Here is a 23,570-nt window from a genome sequence, read left to right on the forward strand (position 1 = left end):
ATGGCGCACAGCTCCAGCGAGCCCGATTCGAATGCCGATGAACAGGTAGTCGTCGAGCCGGCAGGACAGGAGTCTCCCTCGTCAATTGGTGTGGAAGAGGCAACGTCTGCTTTCACGTCGTCTCAGCTCCGCCTGCCGTCAGGAGACTCGATTGACGCGGGCGAGAGCGAGGACGAGAGCGAACCTGTCTCAACCGATGCACTCGAGTGGCGGGCGCCTGTCCTGGTCCGGATCGACGAGCACACCACGATTCCCTACCTGCTGCAGCGCAGGGTGCAACGCTCACCGCGCAAGCCGATTATTGAGCGCAAGCTCTCGATGGGGGACACGTGGCGTCCGATGAGTGCCGCGCACTTCTACGAGGATGTGCAGCGCACATCTGCCGGCCTGATTGCAATGGGGCTCGAACTCGGTGATCGGGTCGCCGTCATGTCGCATACGCGCTACGAGTGGACGCTGTTGGATTTTGCCTGCTGGTGTGCAGGACTGGTGCCCGTTCCGATTTACGAGACGTCGTCGATCGAGCAGATCGCCTTTATCCTCAGAGACACGCAGGCGCGCGTGGCGATCACTGAGACCATCACGATGGCGGAACTGGTGCGTGCCGCGGCCAGCTCGCAATCTCAGGATGTCACCGTGCTGTCGCTGGATTCCGAGGCGATCCAAACCATCCAGGATGGTGGCGCTCAGGTTCGGCGCACAGTGCTGACTGGTCGCATGGCGCAGCTCACCACCGATTCGATTGCCACGATCGTGTACACGTCGGGCACGACGGGACGGCCCAAAGGCACGGTGCTCACGCACGGCAACTTCACTGAGCTGGCGGTGAACTCGCACCGTTGGATGCCGGAGATCGCGGCGGGTGACGATTCACGCCTCTTATTGTTCTTGCCGTTGGCACACGTGTTTGCGCGTTTCCTGCAGGTCTTCCAGATTTCAGGTGGAGGTGTGCTGGGGCACAGCCCTGACACGAAGAACCTGCTGCCGGATCTGGCCTCTTTCCGCCCGTCCTACCTGCTGGTTGTGCCGCGAGTGCTGGAGAAGATCTATAACTCGGCGGACGCTCAGGCGGGCTCGGGCCCTCAGCGCAAAGTATTCCGTTGGGCTGCACATGTGGCGGTGGAATACTCGCGCGCGTTGGATACTCCCGAAGGCCCCTCGCGTTCGTTGCGTTCCCAGCGCATGGTGGCTGACAAGCTGGTGTATCAAAAGCTCCTGAAGCTTGTGGGCGGCAATGCCAGCTACATCGTGTCCGGCGGCGCTCCCCTGTCCACTCATCTCGCTCACTTCTATCGCGGTATCGGACTGCCTGTGTTGGAAGGCTACGGCCTGACTGAGACGGTTGGGCCGGTGTCGGTCAATACACCGCGTCTGACCAAGATTGGCACGGTCGGACCGCCGCTTCCGCCGCTGTCGATCAAGATCTCTGATCAGGGAGAAGTCCTCATCAAGGGGTGTTCGGTTTTCCAGGGCTACCACAATATGCCCGACGAGACAGCTCAGGCGTTGACTGAGGACGGTTGGTTCCGCACCGGTGATCTGGGGTCGCTGGATCGTGATGGGTATGTGCGCATCACAGGTCGAGCCAAGGAGCTGATCGTGACGGCAGGCGGCAAGAATGTTTCACCTGCCACGCTGGAAGATCCACTTCGTTCTCATCCGCTGATCAGTCAGGTTGTGGTCGTAGGTGACAAGCGTCCGTTCGTCGCTGCTCTCATCACGTTGGATGAGGAGATGTTGCCGGTGTGGTTGAAGAATCACGGCCTGCCAGCGATGTCCGTTGCTGAAGCCTCGACCAATGTGGAGGTACAGGCGTCGTTGGAGCGAGCAGTTGAACGTGCGAACGCACATGTGTCGCGTGCCGAGTCGATTCGAGCGATCCGCGTGCTGACCTCTGACTTCACGGAAGCTAACGGCATGCTGACGCCCTCGCTCAAGGTCAAGCGTGCGGTTGTGACCAAGCGCTTCGAGGCTGTCATCAACGACATCTACGGCGGACCGCTTGAAGAGGACCAGGATAAGTAGCGTTCGTGTGCTTCTTGCCCGCGCTCTCGTGCAGGGCGCGGGCAAGAAGCCAACCGTTTGCGATGTTCGCGCAGTCGCACGTCAACGGGTCAAGGTCCTAGTCAACCGGTCAAGGTCAACGCACCGCCGCGCGTCAACCCGTCAAGGTAAGAGGGCCGCTCACTTCGCACAGCCGACCGTTGAACATCGACTTTTCCGCACTACATCAACGTTCTCATATCGTGAGATGTTGAATCCTACGCCTCATACCTTGACTGGTTGACGATTCAGCCCTTCAATTACCTTGACCCGTTGATCAGCAGATCATCCCAGCCGCTTTCGGCTGCACGCAGCCGCGGAATATCACGGCCACAGCCAGATCACGATGCTCAGCCGTCCCCAATTCATGCAGCTGATGGGTTGGCCAGCCGCCCCATCACCACAGCACGCCCGATGAGGGGCCGGCCGTCTGCATCATGATCGACTGCCACGGCGCGATCGGCCGAACCGCCGCTAAATGGCTTTGAGTGAGAGGTTATCGTTCTTCTTGGCCTTCATCATCATGAACGCCAGTGCACACGCACCTGCCGCGATGCCGATCAGGTCGGTGATCGGTTCAGGCGACATCATGGATAGGCCTGCGCCCAGGAACACTGCTCTCATGAGCAACGGTACCTTTTCCATAAAGAAGCCTTCGACGGCGATCGCCAGCAGGAGCACGCCTGCAACAGCCGTGGCAGTTACCTTCATACCCTCCAGCCAGTTCACGTCCTGGAGCAACAGAACCGGGTTGAACACAAAGATGAACGGAATGACGTATCCGGCCAGGGCGAGTTTCATCGACTGGAAGCCCGTGCGCATCGGGTCAGCCCCCGACAGGCCGGCAGCGGCGAAGGAAGCCAGGGCGACAGGCGGCGTGATGTTGGCGAACAAGCCGAAGTAGAACACGAACATGTGTGCAACCAGCGGAGGCACGCCCAGCTGACCAAGCGCAGGTGCAGCCATCGTTGCGGTGATGATGTAGGTCGGAATCGACGGCAGGCCCATGCCCAGAATGATCGAGGCCACCATCGTCAGCACCAGTGACAGCAAGATTGATCCTGCGCCGAATGCTACGATTGCATTCGCCAGTTTGACACCGAACCCCGTCATCGTCACAACACCGACGATGATGCCAACGGCCGCGCAGGCCACAGCCACGGAGATTGCTGTTTTGGCACCGTTTGCCAGCGCTTCGATGATGTCTTTGACTGACATGCGCGTAGCCGGGCGAAGCTCTGCGACCACTATGGTCACCAGAATCGTCAGCAGCGCAGAGAACAAGATGGTGCGTCCTGAGAAGAACAGCATGTAGATCAGGAAGAGCAGCGGGATCACCAGGTGACCGCGTTCTTTCATAACGTCTCGCACCAGAGGCAACGAGTCACGAGAAATACCCTTCAGGCCTTCCTTCGTTGCCCTCAAATGTACCTGCGCGATGATGCCCAGGTAGTACAGCAAGGCGGGGATCAACGCGGCAATCGCGATTTCACTGTATGGCATGCCCAAGGTCTCAGCCATGATGAATGCTGCAGCGCCCATAATCGGCGGCAGGATCTGGCCGCCAACAGATGACGAGGCTTCCACCGCGCCCGCAAACGTCGACTTATAGCCCACGCGTTTCATCAGCGGAATCGTGAAAGCACCGGTTGTTACCACGTTCGCCACGGCGGCACCGTTGATCGACCCAAGGAAGCCAGAGGCAATGACCGACACCTTCGCGGGGCCACCACGGGATTGACCGGCAATAGCCAGCGCGATGTCATTGAAGAACTCACCCATGCCTGACTTCTGCAGGACCGCTCCGAACAGGATGAACAGGAAGATGTAGGTGGCGGACACAGAAATTGCCGTGCCGTAGATTCCTTCGGTCGTCAAATACAGGAAGTTGAACGTGTCGGAAGGGTAATACCCGCGGTGACGGAAGATTCCGGGGAACAATCGCCCGTACAGCGCGTATATCACGAACGCGATCGCCAGCAGCGGCATGGCCCAGCCGGTCAGCCGGCGCGCCGCTTCAATGACCAAAACAACCAGAATCGTCGCAAAGACAAGGTCTGCAGTCGAGGGTTCACCGAACCGACGCACAATCCCGTCGTAGTTGGTTATCACGTAAACGGCCGTCGACAGCGCAGCCAGGGCCAGGATGATGTCATAAAACGGGACTCGCGAGCGCACGCCCTTTCGGATCGGCGGATACAGCAGGAATGTCAGGAACAAGATGACGCCGACGTGGATCGATCGGTGGATCAGCACCGGCGGCGCACCGAAGTAGGCGGTCCACATGTGATACAGGGACAGGGCGACTGCGACGGCTGTGATGAGAATGGCCATCGGTTTCCACTCGACCTGGCGAACGCGCGATTCCCGGTCAAATTCTTCAAGCACGTCTTCGGCGTGTACATCAATGTCGTGCGTGTCGACACTGACACGTTCGTCGTCACGTTTCGACCGGGTCGGGTGCGTCTGTGAGGGGTGAGCCTGTGTGGTGTGTGAGTGAGACATGGTTCTACTCCTGAATTCGTAGTCGCACGAGGGCATGATGTGGCAGATCCGTCGGGGCGATGACATGAGTTCCGACGGTGAGCGTGGTGTGAGTATCGTGGCTATGCGCCCACGTCAGCTCCGGAATCGTCCGGTTGATTCCTTCGGTGTGGATGACACCGTCTTTGACGGTGGTCACTCCTCCAGGGTCGGCCGGCACCCCCGCTCCGTATGATTTGATGTCGATGGCGTCAAGCTGCAGGTGGTCGCCGTGGACGGTGTAGTACTCGATCCACGGTTCCTTTTCGATGGAATGGATCCATTTCATCGTGATCGGTTCGTCGTCAGTGGCGGCGAATCGAAAATATTCCTGACCGGTTTCCTGGTCTTCAATGATTATCGAGGGTGCGGCATGGAGCGCGGCTGCATACGCACCGCACATTGCACCCGTTGCGACGAGGGCGATGCCGACGACGGCTGCCACGATCCGCGGGCTCTTATTCAGACTGTGCAGTGTCTTTGGATGCATCTTTGCTTACCACCCCCTGTTCTGTGTAATAGCGCAGCGCTCCAGGGTGGATGGGGACTGCTGCGCCTTCATCGAAGCTGTCCAGCGTGATTCCCGTTGCAGCTTTGTGAGACGCGTGCAGGGTGTCGAGGTTTTCAAACAGGGCTTTCGTCATTTTGTAGACCTGTTCCTCGTCCAGGTCCGGAGAGACGAGCAGCTGGTTCATAATCGACGCGGTGAGGACGTCCTCTGCCTGCGAGTATGTTCCACCTGGGATCGCGCTCTGGTCGAAGAAGGGATACTTCTCCTTGAGCCTGGCGAATCCTTCACCCTCGATGGGGACGATGACGACGTCTTCGGTTGTCGCAAGGTCCATGATTGAGGAGTTTGGCAGGCCGGAGGTGACGAACGCTGCGTCGGTCTGGCCGTTCTTGATCTGGTCGATGGCGCCCGAGTATGACAGGAAGTCTTCCTGGATGTCGTCATAGGTCATGCCGTATGCATCCAGAATCATCTGCGCGTTCAGTTCCACACCGGAGTTCTTGTCTCCCACGCCGACGCGTTTGCCGCGCAGGTCCTCCACCGATCGGATCCCAGTCCTGGCGGTTGTCACGATCTGGACGTAGTTGGGGTACAACGCTGTTAGTGCGGTGAGCTCACTGAGCTGGCGGCGTCCTTCGAATGGGCCGGTTCCCTCGACAGCTTGTCGTGTTGCATCGCCCATGACGAAGGCCAGTTCGGCGCGCCCTGAGGTGATGAGCGAGATGTTTTCCACGGATGCGCCCGTTGCCTGTACGGATGCGTCCGATCCTAGTTCGTTGCGGAAAATCTGAGCCATAGAGGCGCCGATCTGGTAGTACGGTCCAGACGTGCCGCCGGCGGCGATAGTGATGAATTCGACAGATCCGCGTTCGTGCGAAGGACCTGGTGCTATGCAGGCAGTCAGTACCAACGCCGCGGCGGCAATTGTGGCGCCAAATCGTTTTCTCATGACGTCCCCTTCCGGGCTTGCTGATTTGTCCGATGAGGTGGCTGTGTGACGGTTGGATTCGCCTGCGGCATGCTGACATGCTGGCTGGGTGAATCCTCATGTAGCCAGTTACTTCCCTGTCCTCCAGCTCACATATTTCTTTTGGACAATACCCCTGTTATTATCTTCACGTCAAGAGAAATTTTAGAATTTCATCGCCGTATCTCGAATCGCAGAATTCGAAATACGCAAAAATGCGGCAGATATCGCTGAGGATATCTGCCGCCTTGCGCGTTTCTGGTGCCGCGGATTAGGACATGGAGCCGCTCGCTGCTACTATCGCAACAATGATGATCCATATGATCATGAGAACAACGCCCACGATCAGCGATGCTAGGAAGCCGTTACGCGACATGCGCGAATCGTTCGGACGCTGGTCCTTCCAGACTAACCATAAAATCAGACCGACAATCGGGATGAAGAATCCCAGGACCGCCCATCCGATGCTGCCGGTGTCCACAGGATTTGCTCCCTGCTGATACTGGCTTGCCTGCTGGTACTGCCCTGGCTGGCCGTATGGCGATGGCTGTCCAGCCTGGTACTGCTGAGACTGGGATCCGTACGCATTGGAGCCGGACGAATTGTACTGATTCTCCTGCCCATAATTAGGGTTATCCTGCTCATAATTAGGGGGAGTATTGGTGTTTTGGCTCATTGCCATTGCCCTCATATCCTCGAAAGTGTATGACGTGATTACAGTTCTGACGAACTATCTCTATGATACGGTCACTGGCCCCACTTTGTGAACGATGTCATTTACGTGTTACGCCCCGTTCACTCCTCGTTTCCAAAATTGCGCTTGATGTGTTCATGATGTCGGATAACCTCCCGCACCATAAAGGCCAGGAACTTCTCCGCAAAGTCCGGATCCAGCCCGCTTTCTTCCGCCAAACGCCGCAATCGCGCCACTTGCCGCGCCTCACGCGCCCGATCTTCAGGCGGCATATCGTGCTCCGCCTTGATGAACCCTACGCGCTTCGTGCAGCGAAACCGCTCCGCCAGGATGTGGATGAGCGCAGCATCAATATTGTCGATCGTTTCGCGTGCCTGGCTGAGTTCTACAGGAATAGCGGGCTGCGTGCCGGCACTGGCGGCACTCGGGTCAGATGTTTGGTTCATATCAGCACTCCCCTCGTTGTCTTACGTGCTGCGTCGTCTTCGACGCGTGCATGTCTTCCTGCCGGGCATACCCGCTCCGGCAAAGGCGGCTACGCGCTTTGAGTCTTCGCCTCACCAGGGGCATACAGTTCCGCGTCCCCCTCGCCGGTGACGACATCGCGGGTAATGACGACGGTGCCGACATCGTCGCGACTGGGGAGTTCAAACATCAGGTCGGACAGCGTCTTTTCCATAATGGTGGACAGGCCGCGCGCGCCCGTACCTCGCCTGTTGGCTTCAGAGGCGATCTCCATCAGCGCGTCCTCGGTAAATTCCAGCGTCATGTCATCCAGCTCAAACAGGTGCTGGTACTGGGCGACGAGGCATGCCTGCGGCTCGGTGAGGACGCGAACCAGGTCCTGCTCGGTGAGCAGTTTCGTTGAGGTGAGGATCGGGAGCCTGCCGATAAATTCCGGAATCATGCCGAACTTGTGCAGATCTTCGGGCGTGACTGATTCGTAAATGTCACCCATTTCGGAAGAGGATTTCAGTGATGAGGCAAAACCTGTGGAGCGCTGTCCAAGGCGCGCCCGCACGATCTCCTCGATACCGGCAAATGCGCCGGCCGCGATGAACAGAATGCCGGATGTGTCGATTTCGAGGAACTGCTGGTGCGGATGCTTGCGACCGCCTTGAGGCGGGACGGATGCGACGGTCCCTTCAATAATCTTGAGCAGTGCCTGTTGGACACCCTCGCCCGATACGTCTCGCGTGATCGACGCATTTTCGCCCTTGCGGCCAATCTTGTCGATCTCGTCAATGTAGATAATGCCGCGTTCGGCCTTCTTGATGTCGCCGTCGGCTTCCTGGATAAGTTTGAGCAGGATGTTTTCAACGTCCTCGCCAACATACCCTGCCTCCGTCAGCGCAGTGGCATCCACGATCACGAACGGAACGTGCAGCATGCGGGCAAGCGATCGGGCCAGGTGGGTTTTCCCGGTTCCAGTTGGACCCAGCATGAGAATATTGGATTTGGTGCCCTGCATATCCTCATCGTTTCCGGCTTCCCTGGAGCGCACGCGCTTGTAGTGGTTGTAGACTGCTACGGATAGTGCACGCTTGGCGCGGTCCTGACCGATGACCCACGAGTCAAGGAAGTCGAAGATTTCGCGCGGTTTGGGTAGCGGGGTCTGCGTGGGCGCGCTGTCAGTCTGCAGCTCTTCTTCGATGATTTCGTTGCACAGTTCGATGCATTCGTTGCAGATGTACACACCGGAGCCGCCGATCAGCTTGCGCACTTGTTTTTGTGTCTTGCCGCAGAACGAACACTTGAGCAGTTCTGCCCCATCCGTCAACCGTGCCATGACGCGCCTCCCATTCGATCCGCACACCTCCATGCGCGTGTTTCTAGCCTAATGGAGCCATCCGCAGTGGGCGAACCGGCGCGCGTGAGAACGCCCTCGCCAATCATGTGAGGTTTCCCAGTCGGGTGTCACATAATTGACGAGGGCGACTTGTCCACGTACAGCTCGGCGCGCTGGACAAAGTGACTGGCACCACCTGCTGATACATGCGAGCAGCACCGCGCGTATCTGAGCCAGCGATACTACGCGCCGGCGATCAGTTACTGGGCTTTGCGCGGCTCGAGCACCTGGTCGATCAGACCGTACTCGCGGGCCTGCTCAGCAGTGAGGATCTTGTCGCGTTCGATATCGCGGCGTACCTGCTCCGAGCTGACGCCTGAATGCTTCGCCAGGGTGTCTTCGAGCCACTTGCGCATGCGGTCGATCTCGTCGGCCACGATCTCGATGTCCGAGGCCTGACCGTGCATGCCTTCCATCGCAGGCTGGTGAATCAGGATACGAGCGTTCGGCAGTGCGAGTCGGCGTTCAGGCGCGCCCGCGGCCAGCAACACGGCGGCAGCCGAGGCGGCCTGCCCCAGGCACACGGTCTGGATCTGAGGCTTGACGTACTGCATGGTGTCGTAGATGGCGGTCATCGCAGTGAACGAGCCGCCGGGGCTGTTGATGTACATCGTGATCATTGAATCGGGATCCTGAGACTCCAGCACGAGCAGCTGAGCCATCACATCGTCAGCCGACGAATCGTCAACCTGAACTCCGAGGAACACGATGCGGTCCTCGAACAGTTTGGCGTACGGATCCTGGCGCTTGTACCCGTAGGCGGTGCGCTCCTCGAAGGTGGGCAGCACGTAGCGGGCCTGCGGCATCTGACGGGCCATTGCGTCAAAGTAAGGAGCAGTGCTGGACATATCAGTTCTCTCCGTTCTGCGCGTCGTTGGCACGGTGGCCGATCTCCTGCGGTGTGGAGACGATCTTGTCGGCAAATCCGTATTCGATTGCTTCCTGAGCGCTGAACCAGTGGTCGCGGTCGGAATCCGCAAGGATCTGCTCGACGGACTTACCGGTGCGCTCAGCGGTGATTTCCGCCAGTTCGCGCTTCATCTTGAGAATCAGTTCGGCGTTGATGCGAATGTCGGTGGCCGAACCACCGGCCCCGCCTGAGGGCTGGTGCATGAGGACACGCGTGTGCGGGGTGATGAAACGCTTGCCGGGTGCGCCTGCGGTGAGCAGGAACTGCCCCATGGACGCTGCAAGACCCATGGCCACGGTGACAACATCCGGCTTGACGTACTGCATGGTGTCGTAGATTGCCATGCCGCCGGTGACCGAGCCGCCGGGGCTGTTGATGTACAGGTAGATGTCGCGGTCGGGATCTTCAGCAGCCAGAAGCAGCATCTGCGCGCAGATTGCGTTCGCATTTTCGTCTTCCACTGCACTTCCCAGCCAGATAATGCGTTCCTTGAGCAGACGCTGGTAGACAGCATCTCCGAACGAGCCTTGAGGCTGCGCACCGTCGGCGCCTCTCACGCGCTGTTCACTCACTTGACGTCCTTCCATCGGGCATTTTTCATCACTGATGTCCAACCTACCGGTTTCGCACTGTGCCGTCGGCCTGGATTGGCACTTTTCGCTGACGGCGCACGCTCATACATGTTCACCTCATGCAGGCGGGGCAGGAACGCTTCCTGGTTCCTGCCCCGCGTGTCAGTGGTGATCCGCTACTCGATCACTTCTCGTCAGCTTCTGCTGCCTCTGCGTCTTCAGTCTCGGCTGCGTCGTCGGCCTCAGCTGCATCCTCAGCCGCTTCGTCAGCGCCTTCGGCTGCATCATCGTTGCCTTCTTCATCACCAAAGAACTCAGTCAGGTCGATGGCCTGGCCGTTTGTGTCCTTCACGGTGACCAGACGCAGGGCCTCGATGATGGCCTTGGTGCGGGTCAGTCGTGCAACCACGGTCTGGACTTCCTCGGGCGAAGAGATCAGCTGGTTGATGTCGATGCCGTAGGTCTGCGACATCTGCATCAGGTAGTCGATCAGTTCGCGTTGGGAAACCTGGACTTCCAGTTTCTTGGCCAGTTCGTCGGAGAGGATGTCGCGACGGAACTCGAGTTCGAGCTCTTCGCGGGCTTCCTTCTTCTTCTTGGCGGTGGGCTTGTCACCCAGCTGCTGCTTGACAGCCTCGTCGATGACGGATTCAGGCAGGAGGATTTCCACCTTGTCCAGCAGTGCATCGACCAGACGGTCGCGTGCGTCCAGCGCCTGCTGAGAACGCTTGGTCTGCTCAGCCTGCTTCTTCATGTCCTCCATGAGTTCGTCAGCAGTGTCGAATTCGGATGCCATCTGGGCGAATTCGTCATCAACCTTCGGCATTTCGCGCATCTTCACGGAGTGAACGTGCAGGACAACTTCCGCCTCTTCACCGGCATGATCTCCACCCTTGAGCTTGGACGTGAAGGTCACGTCGTCACCCGAGTGCGTGCCGCGCAGAGCCTTGTCCTGGCCATCCAGCATCGTGCCGGAACCGATTTCGTAGGAAACCTCGGACACCGAATCCACCTCTTCACCGTCGACCGTTGCAGTCAGGTCGATGGTGACGAAGTCGCCGGTCTTAGCCTGGCGCTTGACGGACTTCAGCGTGGCGAAACGTGCGCGCAGGCGGTCCAGCTCGGTCTGCACGTCTTCGTCGGTGACATCCGCCGGGTCAACCTCAACGGTCATGTCATCGGTAATTTCGGGCACTTCGAAGGCGGGAACGATGTCGACCTCGCCGGTGAAGACGAGCTTGCCGCTGATCGGGCCGCTGGTCGCCGGAATTTCGGTGACTTCGATGCTGGGTTGAGCCATGGGGCGCAGTTCGTTTTCCACGACCGCCTGCGAGTACAGGCGAGGCAGAACCTCGTTGACTGCCTGCTCGATGATGGCGGCACGACCAAATCGCTGATCGATAATGCGCGGCGGAACGTGTCCCTTACGGAAACCGGGGATATTCGCCTGCTTCGAAATTTCCTTGTATGCCTTGTCCATCTGAGGCTTGATTTCTTCATGGTCGGCCTCAACGGTCAAGCGCACCTTGGTGGGCTCGAGGGTCTCAACAGTGCTCTTCACGTGTGTGCACTCCAACGTCTTGTTTCGATTTCAGCCCGTATTTCGGGCACATGACAACCCCTCGATTCTACGACAAGTCCCAGGCGTTGTCTGCAAGGGATCCGTCATATGTGGGATGAATCTACCGAATGTGCGACACGCACCACTGAACGCCCCATCGCAACGTAATCTGCGTCACAGTAAAGGTATGGCTCCAACGACCTTAACTTTCGTGGGCGCAGCTGGAACCGTGACCGGTTCCAAGCATCTTCTAACCGTTGACTCCCCACGAGGCGAGCGACGGATTCTCATCGATTCAGGCCTGTATCAGGGCGAGAAAAAACTCCGCCGCAAGAACTGGTCTGATTTTCCAGTCCCGGCCGATTCCATTTCGGATATTCTCCTCACTCACGCACATCTGGATCACGTGGGATATTTGCCACGCCTGGTCAAGCAGGGCTTCAGCGGCACCATCTGGGCCACACCGTCCACCATCGACCTGGCACATATCGTTCTGCGAGATTCTGCCTACCTGCAGGAACGCGACGCCGAACATGCACGCACCTACGGGTATTCCAAGCACCGCCGGCCGTTACCGCTGTATACGGTCAACGACGTTGAGGACACGCTGCCACTGATGCGAGCTGTCGATTTCGACGCTGACATTGACGTGGGCGGGCAGGTCAGTGCGCACTGGACGCGCGCCGGCCACATCCTCGGCTCAGCTTCGATCCGCGTCCACACACCTGGAGGTGACGCGCTATTTTCCGGTGACCTGGGCCGGCCCACGCACCCCGTTTTGCGCTCGCGAGAAATTCCCGAGGGCGCCCCGACGGTTCTGCTCGAATCAACATATGGAGATCGTGAACACTTTGAAACTGATCCAGGACACGAAAAGCACGAAGTGTTCCGTGACGCCATCTGCCGAACCATCGATCGCGGCGGCTCCGTTCTGGTTCCAGCGTTCGCCGTCGACCGCACTGAAGTAGTGCTGAAAGTACTATCCGACATGGTCGCTGCCGGCCAGATCCCCTCGGTGCCAATCTACGTGGACTCCCCCATGGCGCTGGCGTCCCTGCGCCTCTACCAGGCTGTCAGTGCGCGCGGCGAACTCAATGATGAAGTGGGAGGCCTGAAGCTGAGCAACCTGAATCTCATTGAGGTGCGAGACCAGGAACAGTCGCAAAAACTCAACGATCCTAAGGAGCCTTCCATCATTGTGTCGGCCTCCGGCATGCTCACCGGCGGCCGCGTCCTGCACCATATCGAGCACATGCTCCCCCAGGCGATTCATACCGTCGTGTTGACCGGCTATCAGGCGGTAGGCACACGTGGGCGCGCGCTCCTGGACGGCGCACGCGAACTGAAAATGCATGGCGCGTGGGTGAGCGTGCAGGCCGAGGTGATTCGCGACGAGGAATTCTCCGTACACGCAGATTGCTCGGAGCTGGTGGACTGGGTACGCGATCTGGTGCCTCAGCCTCGTTCAGTGTGGTGCGTGCATGGCGAAGATAAGGCTGCACAGGCGTTAGTCGAATCGCTCGATCAGGAGCTGGGCGTACGCGCCCGGGTGGCCGTCCCGGAGAAGACCATCGAGTTGAAGAAGTGACATAGCGTCCACTCCCCCTCTTCTCAGTCGGCCAGAACCGACCGGAACAGAACACGCTTTTTCCTACTTTTGTGTCCTTTTCGTAACTTTTCTCGTCGCAATTGACTGACACACGTCATGGCGCGCCATACAATAATGTCTGCGACTAAAGTCCTATATGCGCCACTGTGCATACAGGCGGCGGACCGACGATGGTACGCCGCGTCGCGCATCTGTCCTGGGATTCTCCGTCGAGGCGACGCGTCCTCTGTGTCACGAAAGGTCACCATGAGTATTCCTACCCTTCACACATCGTCATCGCATGCAGCAGCTGATGACTACGTAGCGCCATCACGTACCGTCCACCTTGTGCGCGTGGCGGGCCTGCTGGGAGGTCCACTTCTGGCCGTACTGGTGTACTTCATCATGCCCGACAATGCTGCCGACATCGCAGCACAGGGCCTTTCTGACGAAAAGCTCAGCACCATGAATCTTGACGGCCTGCCCATCGTGGCCGCGGTCGCGATCCTCATGGGCATCTGGTGGATGACCGAAGCCATCCCGCTCGCCGCCACTGCTCTGATTCCAATGGTCGTCTTCCCTGCCCTACAGGTCGATTCTTTTTCCGGAACAGCCGGACCGTACGCCTCGGACACGATCTACCTGTTCATGGGCGGATTCATCCTGGCGCTCGCCATGCAGCGCTGGAACCTGCACCGACGTATCGCGCTGACCGTGGTCAACATGGTCGGGACGAAACCTCGCCAACTGGTCGCAGGATTCATGATCGCGACTGGTTTCCTGTCAATGTGGGTGTCCAACACCGCGACCGCCGTCATGATGCTGCCCATCGGCATGTCGGTGCTGCAGCTCGTCTCCCAGCTCGAAGGTTCCCGCCAGGCAGATTCTGAGGATCTACCCGCCGACGCTGAATCAGTGTCCGGCACAGCTCGCGACGCCACAAAAGGTGGCGTCGTGGCAGCAATCGTTCAAAAAGGCAAAGATGCCTCGGAAACGATCAGTAAGCAGACGCAGCTATATCACTCGAAGTTCGCCATTTCCCTCATGCTCGGCATCGCCTATTCCGCTTCGATCGGCTCACTGGGAACCATCATCGGCACTCCGCCCAACTCGCTCCTGGTGGCATACCTGAAGGAAAACCACGATATTTCGATCGGTTTCGGACAGTGGATGCTGGTAGGTGTCCCACTGGCGGTGACGTTCCTGGCGATCGGATGGTTCCTGCTGACATATGTTCTGTTCCCACCGGAAATCTCGGAAATCCCCGGAGGTAAGAAGCTCATTCGCAGTGAACTGAAGAAGCTCGGCCCGATGGGCAGCGGCGAGTTGCTCGTCGGCATCCTCTTCGTGGCCGCCGCCATCTTGTGGGTGTTCCTACCCTTTTTCCTGAAGTTTTTCGGCATTCAGATCAAGGGGATCGACACCATTATCGGCATGGGGATCTCCTTGCTGCTCTTTATCATTCCGGCAGACCCGAAGCGAGGGGTGCGTTTGATGAACTGGGAGTCAATGAAGGACCTACCCTGGGATATCATCCTGCTGTTCGGTGGCGGTCTGGCTCTGTCTGGCCAGTTCTCTCACACGGGCCTGTCAAACTGGGTAGGCCACTCAGTTGAGCAGTTGCGCACCCTGCCCATCATCGTGATTTTGTTCGCCATCACGGCGCTCGTCCTGGCTCTGACGGAGCTCACCTCCAACACCGCAACTGCTGCCGCGTTCCTGCCGATTATCGGCGGCGTCGCCATCGGCCTTGGGTACGGCGATATGAACATCCTGCTCTTCGTGATCCCGGCTGCGTTGGCTGCCACGTGTGCGTTCATGCTCCCGGTCGCCACGCCTCCAAACGCCATCGCGTACGGGTCGGGTTACGTGCGCATCGTCGACATGATCAAGGCAGGTTTCTGGTTTAACATCGTCGGCATCTTCCTGGTGATGGGCACCGTACTGGCTCTGGCGGTCCCGATCTTTGGTCTAGCTTTAACGCCTTCCGTGTAGCACTCCGGTCGCCCTCGGCAATCACGATGAACGAGGGCGACCGCGGCGCCGTGTCGAAACTCCAGCTTGAATCATCGGGCGGATGACCGCGCGCCACTTTAATGACAGTGTGTCATAATCGTGGCATGACACCGACTTCCCGGAAAAGTGCATCCACTGCGCCATCTCGGTCATCAACACTGGCGCACCCCTGGATCGCACTCGTTTTCCTGTCTCTGGCACTGTCACTGATCGTTATGGACGGCACCATCATCAACGTGTCTTTGCCGACAATCATGCGTGACCTTGAGCTCACATTCACGCAGGCTCAATGGCTGACAACGAGCTACGCCCTGATCTTCTCGGCGCTGCTGATCACCGTGGGACGTCTGGCCGATAACTGGGGACGACGCAACATCCTTCTGGCAGGGATCGCCATCTTTGTTATCGCATCAATCATTGCCGGCACGGCGCGCACTTTCACTCCTCTGCTCATCGCACGTTTCCTGCAGGGCACCGGAGCGGCGGCCGTTTCTCCAACAACACTCTCAACTGTCAACGCGACGTTTACAGGCAAGAGGCGCATGATTGCGTTCGCCGTGTGGGGGTCAGTTATTTCAGGGATGGCCGCTGTTGGTCCTCTGCTGGGTGGCTGGATCACGACGAGCACCACCTGGCCGTGGATTTTCCTGATCAATGTTCCGATCGGCATCATCGTTGCGCTCGGCTGCATTTTCTTCGTGCCCAACACTTATGGAGAACGCTCCGAACACGGTTTCGACGCGGGCGGGTTTATCACCTCGTCAATCGGTTTCGCCGCTCTGGTCTACGCACTGATTCAGGGGCGTGACCTGGGCTGGTGGAAGCCGATCAATGAGGACTGGGCGTCATGGCCACTCTCGCCTGTGCCGCTGGCGGCTGCTCTGGCCGCCGTCCTGCTCGGCTTTTTCATCTGGTGGGAACGGCGACAGCTGCGAGTGGACGGGCCGCACCTGCTGAATCTGAATCTTTTCAAGCTCCGAAGCTTTTCTGCAGGGAACGTGGCCGCTGCGGCAATTTCAGTGGGAGAATTCGGTCTGCTCTTCGCGTTGCCTTTGTACCTTCAGAACGTCCGCATGCTCACACCGCTCCAATCAGGCGGTGTCCTGGCTGCAATGGCTGCAGGCGCCTTTATCGCAGGTGGCTCAGCATCCCCACTGGGGCGTCTCTTTTCTGCAACGTGGGTGGCGCGCGCCGGACTGGCCATAGAATCCATTGCCGTATTCAGCCTGGCGATCAGCCTGACAGCCCACACGCCCATCGCAGTTATCGTCACAGCACTGGTTGCCTACGGTTTTGGTCTGGGGTTGGCGTCAGCGCAACTCACATCCGTCATTCTGGTTGATGTGCCACCCAGCACGTCGGGGCAGGCATCCGCCACCCAGTCCACGACACGTCAGGTCGGTACAGCGTTGGGAATTGCTCTGGTTGCAACGTTCCTGGCTGCGTCGGTGAATTCACAGGTACAGGGAAGCCTCGACGATGTGCCGCTGCCCGAGCAGGCACGTCACGGCATCGAAGCGTCTGTCGCACCTTCAGCTGGCGCTTCCATTCGGGCGCTGACTGACTCGGACGGTTCAGAAAGCGTTCCAGCGGAACTGACCGATCAGGTGATCGACAAACTGTCGGAGGCTTTCAGCGTCGGAGCGTCGCGCGCAATGGGAGTGGCCGGCGCAGCCCTCGGACTGGGATGTGCACTGACGTTCTTCCTGCCTGGCGCCCGCAAGCCCTCAGGCGAATAGGGCACGTGGCACGGGGGGTTACCTCGCGTCACACGGCGGCGCTTCTGCGGATACCTGTTCGACACGCCCGCTTAAATCGCTACACTATATCAAATGCATCCCAACTGACAGCGACGATCGCTGTGGCGTAGAACAAGAAATGAACGGAGTATGTATGACCGATCCCCATTCACGGCCACAGAGCCCGATTCGTCGGATCGCACTGATTACAAACCCCGTTGCAGGTTTGGGATCGTCGATGGATGCGGCACGGCGCGCCACTGAGTTTCTGGCCAATCGCGGCATCGATGTGGTCTCCATTGCCAGCTACCTGCCACTGACGACGAGCCTGCGCACTCGCGAATTTGTCGCTGACCCAACCATTGACGCGATTGTGGTGTGCGGCGGAGACGGGCTGATCAACCTTGCATTGCAGGAGGTGGTCGGCACAGGCAAACTCTTCGGTGTCATACCGGCTGGCACCGGTAACGACCTGGCACGCGAATATTCCATTCCTTTCGATCCCAGAGCAGCCGCATCACTCATTGTGGACGGCCACCACGACAGCGTTGATGTGGGCCTCATGAGCCACGCGAACGGGGAAGAACGCTACTTTGCAACAATTATGTGCGCGGGCGTGGATTCAATGATTAACGATCGTGCCAACCAGATCAGATGGCCGAAGGGTAATTCACGCTACCTGCTGGCACTGGGCATCGAGTTCGCACGCCTACGCCCCCTGCGCACAACGATCCGCATCGACGGCAAAGGCACACATCACGTCCCGACAATTCTCAACGCCATTGCCATTACCAAGACGTATGGCGGCGGCATCATGATGTGTCCGCATGCTGACCCCCGCGACGGCCTGCTGTCGATCAGCCTGGTGGAAACGCTCAATCGCCTCGAAGCGATCAGCAAAGTTCCGAAGACCTTCCTGCACCGCCTGGAGGAGGTACCGGAGGTCCACATGTACCGTGCCCACAGTGTTGACATCGAAGTCAGCGGCCTCGATGCATTTGCTGACGGCGAGCGTCTCATGCCCATGCCTTTGCACATCGAATGCGTGCCGCGCGCCCTCAACTTGATCATGGCGAGGTAGAGCGGCGCACGCAAGTCGCCCTCGCTCATTGTGACGAACGAGGGCGACTGTGGCAGATCAGTGAGTTTGCGTCGAATCGGTGGGGCTGGCTCACTATGCTGCTGCAGACCAACGGCCAGCCACCGAGAGGCACCCTAGCTTTCAGCCCACGGATCGACGACTATACGGATCGGGTTACCTGTCTTATTGCGCATGATGTCCAGGCCTTCTTCCAGATTCTCCAGCGAGATGATCTGAGAGACCGATTCGGACAGATCCAATCGCCCAGCCTTGACGAGTTCAGCAAGCAGGAAGATGTCCACTACTTCGTAGCCCAGGTGTCCTATGGCCTGACGGCGCTTGACGCCAAAATCGTAAAGGCTTCCGCCGTGGAATTCCTGGCGTGACAGCCCGACCAGCACGGCGCGCCCCCTGTAGTCCAGTGACTGCACTGCCTGCTCGAAGGTCACCTGAAGACCGGCAGCGTCGAACGCAACGTCAATCATGCGCCCACCCGTCGCTTTCTTGATCTTGTCCATCAGTTCGGGGTCGTCGGATCGGAACGTGAAGTCAGCGCCCAGACGTTTGGCTCGATCAAACACACCCTCGTTGATGTCGATACCAATGACAGGGTACGCACCCGCCAGCCGGGACAGCTGGACGATGTGGGTTCCGACTCCACCCAATCCCCACACGGCAACGGCGTTGCCCATCGAGACCTTGCCGGTGTGCTTGACTGCTCCGAACGGGGTTGCCACAGCATCAGCGAGGATCGCGGCCTGTTCCATCGGCACACCATCGGGCACGCGGGTGAGTCCTTCAGCGTTGGCCACTGTGTACTGCGCCCATGCACCGTCATAGTCAAATGCCATAACGCGCAGGTTTTGGCATGAGCCTCGGTTACCTCGGCGGCATTCGCGACACTTCAGGCAGGGCATACCCGACTGCGGGATGACCTTGTCGCCGATCTCCCAGCCCTGCACATTCGATCCCATCTCTGCGATGGTGCCCGAGCACTCGTGGCCCTGCGTGATTTCCGGCATTTTCATGGGAAAATCACTGTCGATCAGCGCCATATCCGAATGGCAGATTCCACAGTAGGCAACTTTGATGAGGACCTGGTTCGGACCGGGTTTGGGAATCGGAATATCCTCGATCGTTACGGTGCGATCTGAATGCAGACGCTGGGCGCGCATCGTGCCTTCCATTGCTCTCTCCTTTTTGCGCGCAGCGCCGTGCCCTCGTGCGCATAAAAAGACAGGCGTCTGTGCCTGCAGATGCGTTGACAAGGTTGTCGCCAAAGCTCACACGACGTCACGCGGACATTATGTAGGAGGATTTCTCCTATGAGCACAGACTAACCCATGACCTGCGGCTATTGGGTCTTTTGACCTATATCGCAGATGCGAGTTTCGACGAAGCGATGCGTGAGCCTGCCTCGACAATAACGAAGAAGCCTCCTGCAACCAACGCGATCGTGCCGCCTGCTGACAGGCCACACACGACCGCAAGCCCCAGTCCAACTACGGCAATAATGGTAGACGCGAGCGTGGACAGTGCGACGAAACGCGGCGTCGATGCGACGCGCCCCTTCAAGACGGTGGGTGCGGCGGCGATTAAGGAGATTGACACGACGGTGCCGACCGCCGGAATAATGACCGTCACCGTCGCGATAATCAGACCCAGGGTGATCAGGCGCATCAGGTCAGGCCGCCCTCCGCTGGCTCGGTAGTTCACCGCGTCGAAGCTGACTGCTACCAGCCGCCCGCCCATCAACGCCCACACTCCCCCAGCGACAATAAGGACGAGGGCGGCCGCGATAACGTCGATGCGCGTACATGCCAGCAGGGATCCTGTCAGGAAGCCATCGATTCGCAGCGGCAGGGGCGCGAACCACTTATTGAGGAAGTAGCCAGAGGCAAACCCCACGGTGAGCGTGATTCCGGCGGCCGCCTGCGAGGAAATTCCTTTCAGGGCCGATACGCCATGCATCAACAGCGCGAGGACGAGTGAGGCCAGGCCAGCACCGATGAACAGTCCCAGAGACAAAGCCTCATGGCTGCTCGAGACCAGCGCCGCGCCGACCACGCCGATGACGGCGCCCGGGAACGCGGCATGGGTGATTGATTCAGTGAAGAAGATGCGCTGGCTGAGTACGGCGAGGGATCCGACCAGGCCGCACAGAGCTCCCACAACGATTGCTTCAACCAGCGGCAGGGCGATGATGGTCCACATCGAGATCATGGGCGCACTCCCTGAATCGGGTGGGCGACAGGCTGCGTCGCGTGCCCGGTGTCCAGTGCGCGCATGCACATGCGGTACAACGTGCGCACAGCCAGTACCAGCCCGAACATGGCACACACACTGAGCGAGACAGCAGCCTGCGGTGAGATTGGGCGCGAAACCGGCAAGTTCATAACATGCATCCCCAGGACCGCCCCACCGACGCCGACCGCAATCCCCACGGGAATCATCCACCCGACGGTGCGGGCGACCAGTCGAGCGCTTGCCCCAGGGATCACCAGATATCCGATCACCAGCAGGACGCCGATGGCGGAAGCGGCTGATACAACAACGGCGGCGATCGCGGTGTTGAGAACAATGTCGACAAGGAGGGTGTTGACTCCCAGAACCGGAGCGGTATCGCGGTCGAAGGCGGTGATTACCTGGCCGCGCCACGTCAGGGCGACGATCACGATGGCGAGCAGGCAGAAGAGGACGGACTGCGCCAGGCGCGCATCGGTCACGTCCAGCAGTCGGCCGAACATGAGCGCTTCCAGCTGGCCGGACATGTCGCCTTTTTTCAGCGAGATCACCACGCCCAGTGCGAAGAAGGTCGTCAGAATCGTTGCGGTGGATCCCTCGGAAATGTGGCTGCGCTGCCCGGCCCACACCAGTGCTGCGATGACTGCGCATGCACATAGCGCAGCTCCGGGCACGATCATGTCGATGCCGCCATAAAGGGCACCTACTACGATGCCAGGGAAGACGCCGTGAACCAGTGCTTCTGCGTTGAACTCCGCACACCGCACGTTGACCAGCACGCCGACCACTCCGCTGGCGCAGGCCAGGATAATCAGCAAGACAAATGGCCTGAACGTGTACGGAGCTGACGCAATAAATCCCCATCCAGGTAGTGGCTGCAGAAACTGCCGTAGACCTTCAAGCCATTCAGCCCACATGCTCGGACTCCTGTGTCGCTATGTGCGCGATGCGAGCACGCCGATCAGCGCGGTGTTCCTCTTTACCTGCGCTGGTCGCTGCGAGTTCGACGGGCACCGACCCGCCGTATGCCGTTGCCACCAGCTCCGGTGTCAGTACCTGTGCGATTGGCCCGAATGCCACTTGCCTGCCTGCCAGCAGCAGTGCCCGTTCACAGGTAGCGTCAGCCAAGATGAGGTCATGCGTGGAGATCACGACGGCTACGCCCTGGTTCTTGGCGTTGGTGATGATGGAGAGCAGGGCACGGCGGTTCGGCTCATCCAACCCGTTGAACGGCTCGTCGAGCAGGATCATCGCCGGCTCAGCGACCAGGGCTCGCGCCAACAGGATGCGCTGACGCTGCCCGCCAGACAGGTCACCGAACCGGACGTCTCCACGATCACTCATCCCGACATTGGCGAGGGCGTCCTCGATGCGCTGTTTGCCGGTCGATCCGAGCCGCCCAAACAGTTTCCGCTGACCTCGGTATCCCATCGCAACTACCTGGCGAGCAGTGATGGGGAATGTGGGGTCCAAGTTGAGCTGTTGCGGGACGTATCCCACTGTTGAGCCTGGCGGCACTCGAAGGTGACCGGCGCTGACGCGGACGGATCCGATGATGCCGCGCAGCAGCGTGGTCTTTCCTGACCCGTTCGGCCCGATCAGTGCCAGCGCTTCACCTGCCTGGATGCTGCCATCCACTCCGGTGAGCACTGTCTTATTGCCGTATGCCAGTGAGCAGTTGTCGAATTCGAGTGCCGCGCCCATAGCCTTTCCTTGCTCCGTTGCCTATTTTTCTGCGAGCGTGTCAGGCAGCTGTGGTACGTTCCCGTTCCACGCCTGGACCAGCGTCGTCACGTTGTGAGTGATGGAGCCGACGTAGGTTTGTCCTGCCGACCCGTCGGGTCCGAGGGAGTCGCCGTATAGTGCGTCGTCTCCGACGATTGCTTTGACACCGGCGGCCTGAGCAACTGCCTCGATTGACTTCGAGTTGTTGGAGTTTTCTGCAAAAAGCGCAACCGCTCCTGAGTCCTTGACCTGTTGGGCGGCTTTCTTGATGTGGTCAGCGGTGGCGTCCTGTTGGCTGTTGAAATCCGACAGGGCTGCGCCGATGAACTTCACGCCGTAGTCTTTGGAGAAGTATCCGAATGCGTCGTGAGAGGTGAAGAGGACGCGGTGCTGAGGCGGAACCGAATCGATCGCTTCACGCACCCATCCGTCCAGGTCGGTCAGGGTCTGCGTGTACTGCGCAACGTGCCGGTCGAAGAGGTCCTTGTTGTCAGGCGAGGCTTTGCCGAGGATTTCACCGATATTGCGCACCTGGATGGCGGCGTTCTTCGGGCTGGTCCACACATGCGGGTCGTACTGAAACTCCGGTGTTGCGGCACCATCTTCAGGCGGGAACGGCCACTTTTGCACATCGACCTTCTGCGAGCCGCGATCAATGGTGTAGGGCAGGTCGCTTTCACGCTTAGTCACCGAGGCAGGGTCGTCGACTTCCGCTGCCGTCAGAACTCCCGATGTCACTCCCATGATCCCGTGGAAGCCAGATGCCTGGATTGCTGAGTCAAGGAAGTGTTCCAGGTCGACGCCAGAAACGAACATGATGTCGGCGTGAGCAAGGGCGTCTGCCTGTGCCGGGGTCATCTCGTGTTCATGTGCCGAGGCATTCGGGGCGAGTAGGCACGTCAGGTTAATCGTGGTGGCGGCTGACTGGGCTGGCGCTCCTAAGGCATGAGTGGCGCCCTGTGCGTCAGTTTTGTTGAGCGCCAGCGTCGAGTGCTCATCGGCGTTGCCGGCGATCTGCGTGACGTAATCGCACACTTGGGTGGTTGTAGCCACCACATTCACTGTGTTGGAGGAGCGTTGTGCGCCGGATTGACCATTCGCGGCGGTCGCTCCTGACATGTTCGCCTGGGTATTGCCACAGCCTGCAAGACTAGCCGCCGCCACGGCGACCATCGCTGCTCGAAGGCACGCAGTTCTCTTCTTCACTCTTTCTCCCCTTATGTGTGATGCCGCTGGTCGTATTCCCTTCCAGCCCTTAACGATAACGGCTCTCACTATACGCCCAAGTTAGGTTTTCGGTCAACCGAATAATATGTTTGGTTCAATACAATATTTGATGGGTGTGGGAGTGTCAACGTGCAGATCAGGAGGCAACACAAGAGCACGGCAGCGTGCTGGATACAGGGGTCTCACTGCAGTGTGTACAGAGGCACAAAGTGCTGAAGTCAGAGGCCTCGCCGCGATGGATACAAGGGGGTAACCGATGGATTCACAGGAAGAGGCAGTGGCCAGCCACCCTCGAAAATTCGAGAGGAGCGGAACGCAAC

Annotated in this window: 19 protein-coding genes; 5 read left to right on the forward strand and 14 right to left on the reverse strand. The window is 59.1% G+C overall.

The window, feature by feature from the left end:
- Window positions 1–2,025 (forward strand): AMP-dependent synthetase/ligase, encoded by a 2,025-nt coding sequence (locus AC1EJ1_RS06665; RefSeq protein WP_285014487.1) that lies wholly within the window; start codon window positions 1–3, stop codon window positions 2,023–2,025.
- 492 nt (window positions 2,026–2,517) lie between these two features.
- Here AC1EJ1_RS06665 and AC1EJ1_RS06670 read toward each other — a convergent pair whose 3' ends face one another.
- From AC1EJ1_RS06670 to tig, 9 genes are all read right to left on the reverse strand, one after another.
- A complete protein-coding gene (locus tag AC1EJ1_RS06670; protein WP_285014485.1) occupies window positions 2,518–4,548 on the reverse strand; it encodes a TRAP transporter permease in 2,031 nt (676 codons plus the stop codon).
- A 4-nt stretch (window positions 4,549–4,552) separates the two neighbouring features.
- Entirely contained in the window at window positions 4,553–5,056 is a 504-nt protein-coding gene (locus AC1EJ1_RS06675; protein WP_480295584.1) for a DUF1850 domain-containing protein, read from the reverse strand.
- Window positions 5,025–6,026 carry a TAXI family TRAP transporter solute-binding subunit gene (locus AC1EJ1_RS06680; protein WP_285014481.1) on the reverse strand — a complete coding sequence of 334 codons (1,002 nt, stop codon included), beginning with the start codon at window positions 6,024–6,026 and terminating at the stop codon, window positions 5,025–5,027. The genes AC1EJ1_RS06675 and AC1EJ1_RS06680 overlap by 32 nt, the downstream gene beginning before the upstream one ends.
- Before the next feature lie 289 nt (window positions 6,027–6,315).
- Window positions 6,316–6,726 (reverse strand): PLD nuclease N-terminal domain-containing protein, encoded by a 411-nt coding sequence (locus AC1EJ1_RS06685; RefSeq protein WP_285014480.1) that lies wholly within the window; start codon window positions 6,724–6,726, stop codon window positions 6,316–6,318.
- Between the two features lie 113 nt (window positions 6,727–6,839).
- On the reverse strand, window positions 6,840–7,184 hold the full coding sequence (locus AC1EJ1_RS06690) for a chorismate mutase (RefSeq protein ID WP_058236360.1): 345 nt from the start codon (window positions 7,182–7,184) through the stop codon (window positions 6,840–6,842).
- Between the two features lie 89 nt (window positions 7,185–7,273).
- Window positions 7,274–8,527 carry an ATP-dependent Clp protease ATP-binding subunit ClpX gene (clpX, locus tag AC1EJ1_RS06695; RefSeq protein WP_058236359.1) on the reverse strand — a complete coding sequence of 418 codons (1,254 nt, stop codon included), beginning with the start codon at window positions 8,525–8,527 and terminating at the stop codon, window positions 7,274–7,276.
- A 260-nt stretch (window positions 8,528–8,787) separates the two neighbouring features.
- Window positions 8,788–9,435, reverse strand: a complete 648-nt coding sequence (locus AC1EJ1_RS06700) for an ATP-dependent Clp protease proteolytic subunit (RefSeq protein WP_285014478.1) — start codon at window positions 9,433–9,435, stop codon at window positions 8,788–8,790.
- Between the two features lies 1 nt (window position 9,436).
- The gene (locus AC1EJ1_RS06705; RefSeq protein ID WP_285014476.1) at window positions 9,437–10,069 is read right to left on the reverse strand and encodes an ATP-dependent Clp protease proteolytic subunit; all 633 of its coding nucleotides are present in this window, start codon (window positions 10,067–10,069) and stop codon (window positions 9,437–9,439) included.
- Between the two features lie 184 nt (window positions 10,070–10,253).
- Window positions 10,254–11,630, reverse strand: a complete 1,377-nt coding sequence (gene tig, locus AC1EJ1_RS06710) for a trigger factor (protein ID WP_480295585.1) — start codon at window positions 11,628–11,630, stop codon at window positions 10,254–10,256.
- A gap of 187 nt (window positions 11,631–11,817) precedes the next feature.
- Between tig and AC1EJ1_RS06715 the strand changes: the two genes are divergently transcribed.
- The 4 genes from AC1EJ1_RS06715 (at window position 11,818) to AC1EJ1_RS06730 (ending at window position 18,054) form a co-directional block, all read left to right on the forward strand.
- Window positions 11,818–13,218 carry an MBL fold metallo-hydrolase RNA specificity domain-containing protein gene (locus AC1EJ1_RS06715; RefSeq protein WP_285014473.1) on the forward strand — a complete coding sequence of 467 codons (1,401 nt, stop codon included), beginning with the start codon at window positions 11,818–11,820 and terminating at the stop codon, window positions 13,216–13,218.
- A gap of 267 nt (window positions 13,219–13,485) precedes the next feature.
- Window positions 13,486–15,213: an SLC13 family permease gene (locus tag AC1EJ1_RS06720; RefSeq protein ID WP_285014472.1), complete on the forward strand. Its 1,728-nt coding sequence runs from the start codon at window positions 13,486–13,488 to the stop codon at window positions 15,211–15,213.
- A 125-nt stretch (window positions 15,214–15,338) separates the two neighbouring features.
- Window positions 15,339–16,973 (forward strand): MFS transporter, encoded by a 1,635-nt coding sequence (locus tag AC1EJ1_RS06725; protein ID WP_285014471.1) that lies wholly within the window; start codon window positions 15,339–15,341, stop codon window positions 16,971–16,973.
- A 154-nt stretch (window positions 16,974–17,127) separates the two neighbouring features.
- Window positions 17,128–18,054, forward strand: coding sequence for a diacylglycerol kinase family protein (locus AC1EJ1_RS06730; RefSeq protein ID WP_285014470.1), 927 nt, complete (start codon window positions 17,128–17,130; stop codon window positions 18,052–18,054).
- A 134-nt stretch (window positions 18,055–18,188) separates the two neighbouring features.
- Here AC1EJ1_RS06730 and AC1EJ1_RS06735 read toward each other — a convergent pair whose 3' ends face one another.
- The 5 genes from AC1EJ1_RS06735 to AC1EJ1_RS06755 form a co-directional block, all read right to left on the reverse strand.
- The gene (locus AC1EJ1_RS06735; protein WP_092648405.1) at window positions 18,189–19,241 is read right to left on the reverse strand and encodes a zinc-binding dehydrogenase; all 1,053 of its coding nucleotides are present in this window, start codon (window positions 19,239–19,241) and stop codon (window positions 18,189–18,191) included.
- A 184-nt stretch (window positions 19,242–19,425) separates the two neighbouring features.
- On the reverse strand, window positions 19,426–20,277 hold the full coding sequence (locus tag AC1EJ1_RS06740) for a metal ABC transporter permease (protein WP_058236351.1): 852 nt from the start codon (window positions 20,275–20,277) through the stop codon (window positions 19,426–19,428).
- Window positions 20,274–21,215 carry a metal ABC transporter permease gene (locus tag AC1EJ1_RS06745; protein ID WP_285014466.1) on the reverse strand — a complete coding sequence of 314 codons (942 nt, stop codon included), beginning with the start codon at window positions 21,213–21,215 and terminating at the stop codon, window positions 20,274–20,276. The genes AC1EJ1_RS06740 and AC1EJ1_RS06745 overlap by 4 nt, the downstream gene beginning before the upstream one ends.
- Entirely contained in the window at window positions 21,205–22,002 is a 798-nt protein-coding gene (locus AC1EJ1_RS06750; RefSeq protein WP_285014465.1) for a metal ABC transporter ATP-binding protein, read from the reverse strand. The genes AC1EJ1_RS06745 and AC1EJ1_RS06750 overlap by 11 nt, the downstream gene beginning before the upstream one ends.
- Window positions 22,003–22,023: 21 nt before the next feature.
- Window positions 22,024–23,196: a metal ABC transporter substrate-binding protein gene (locus AC1EJ1_RS06755; protein ID WP_082628482.1), complete on the reverse strand. Its 1,173-nt coding sequence runs from the start codon at window positions 23,194–23,196 to the stop codon at window positions 22,024–22,026.
- Window positions 23,197–23,570: the final 374 nt, after the last annotated feature.

This window comes from Pauljensenia sp. C0170B4 (genome assembly GCF_056590235.1).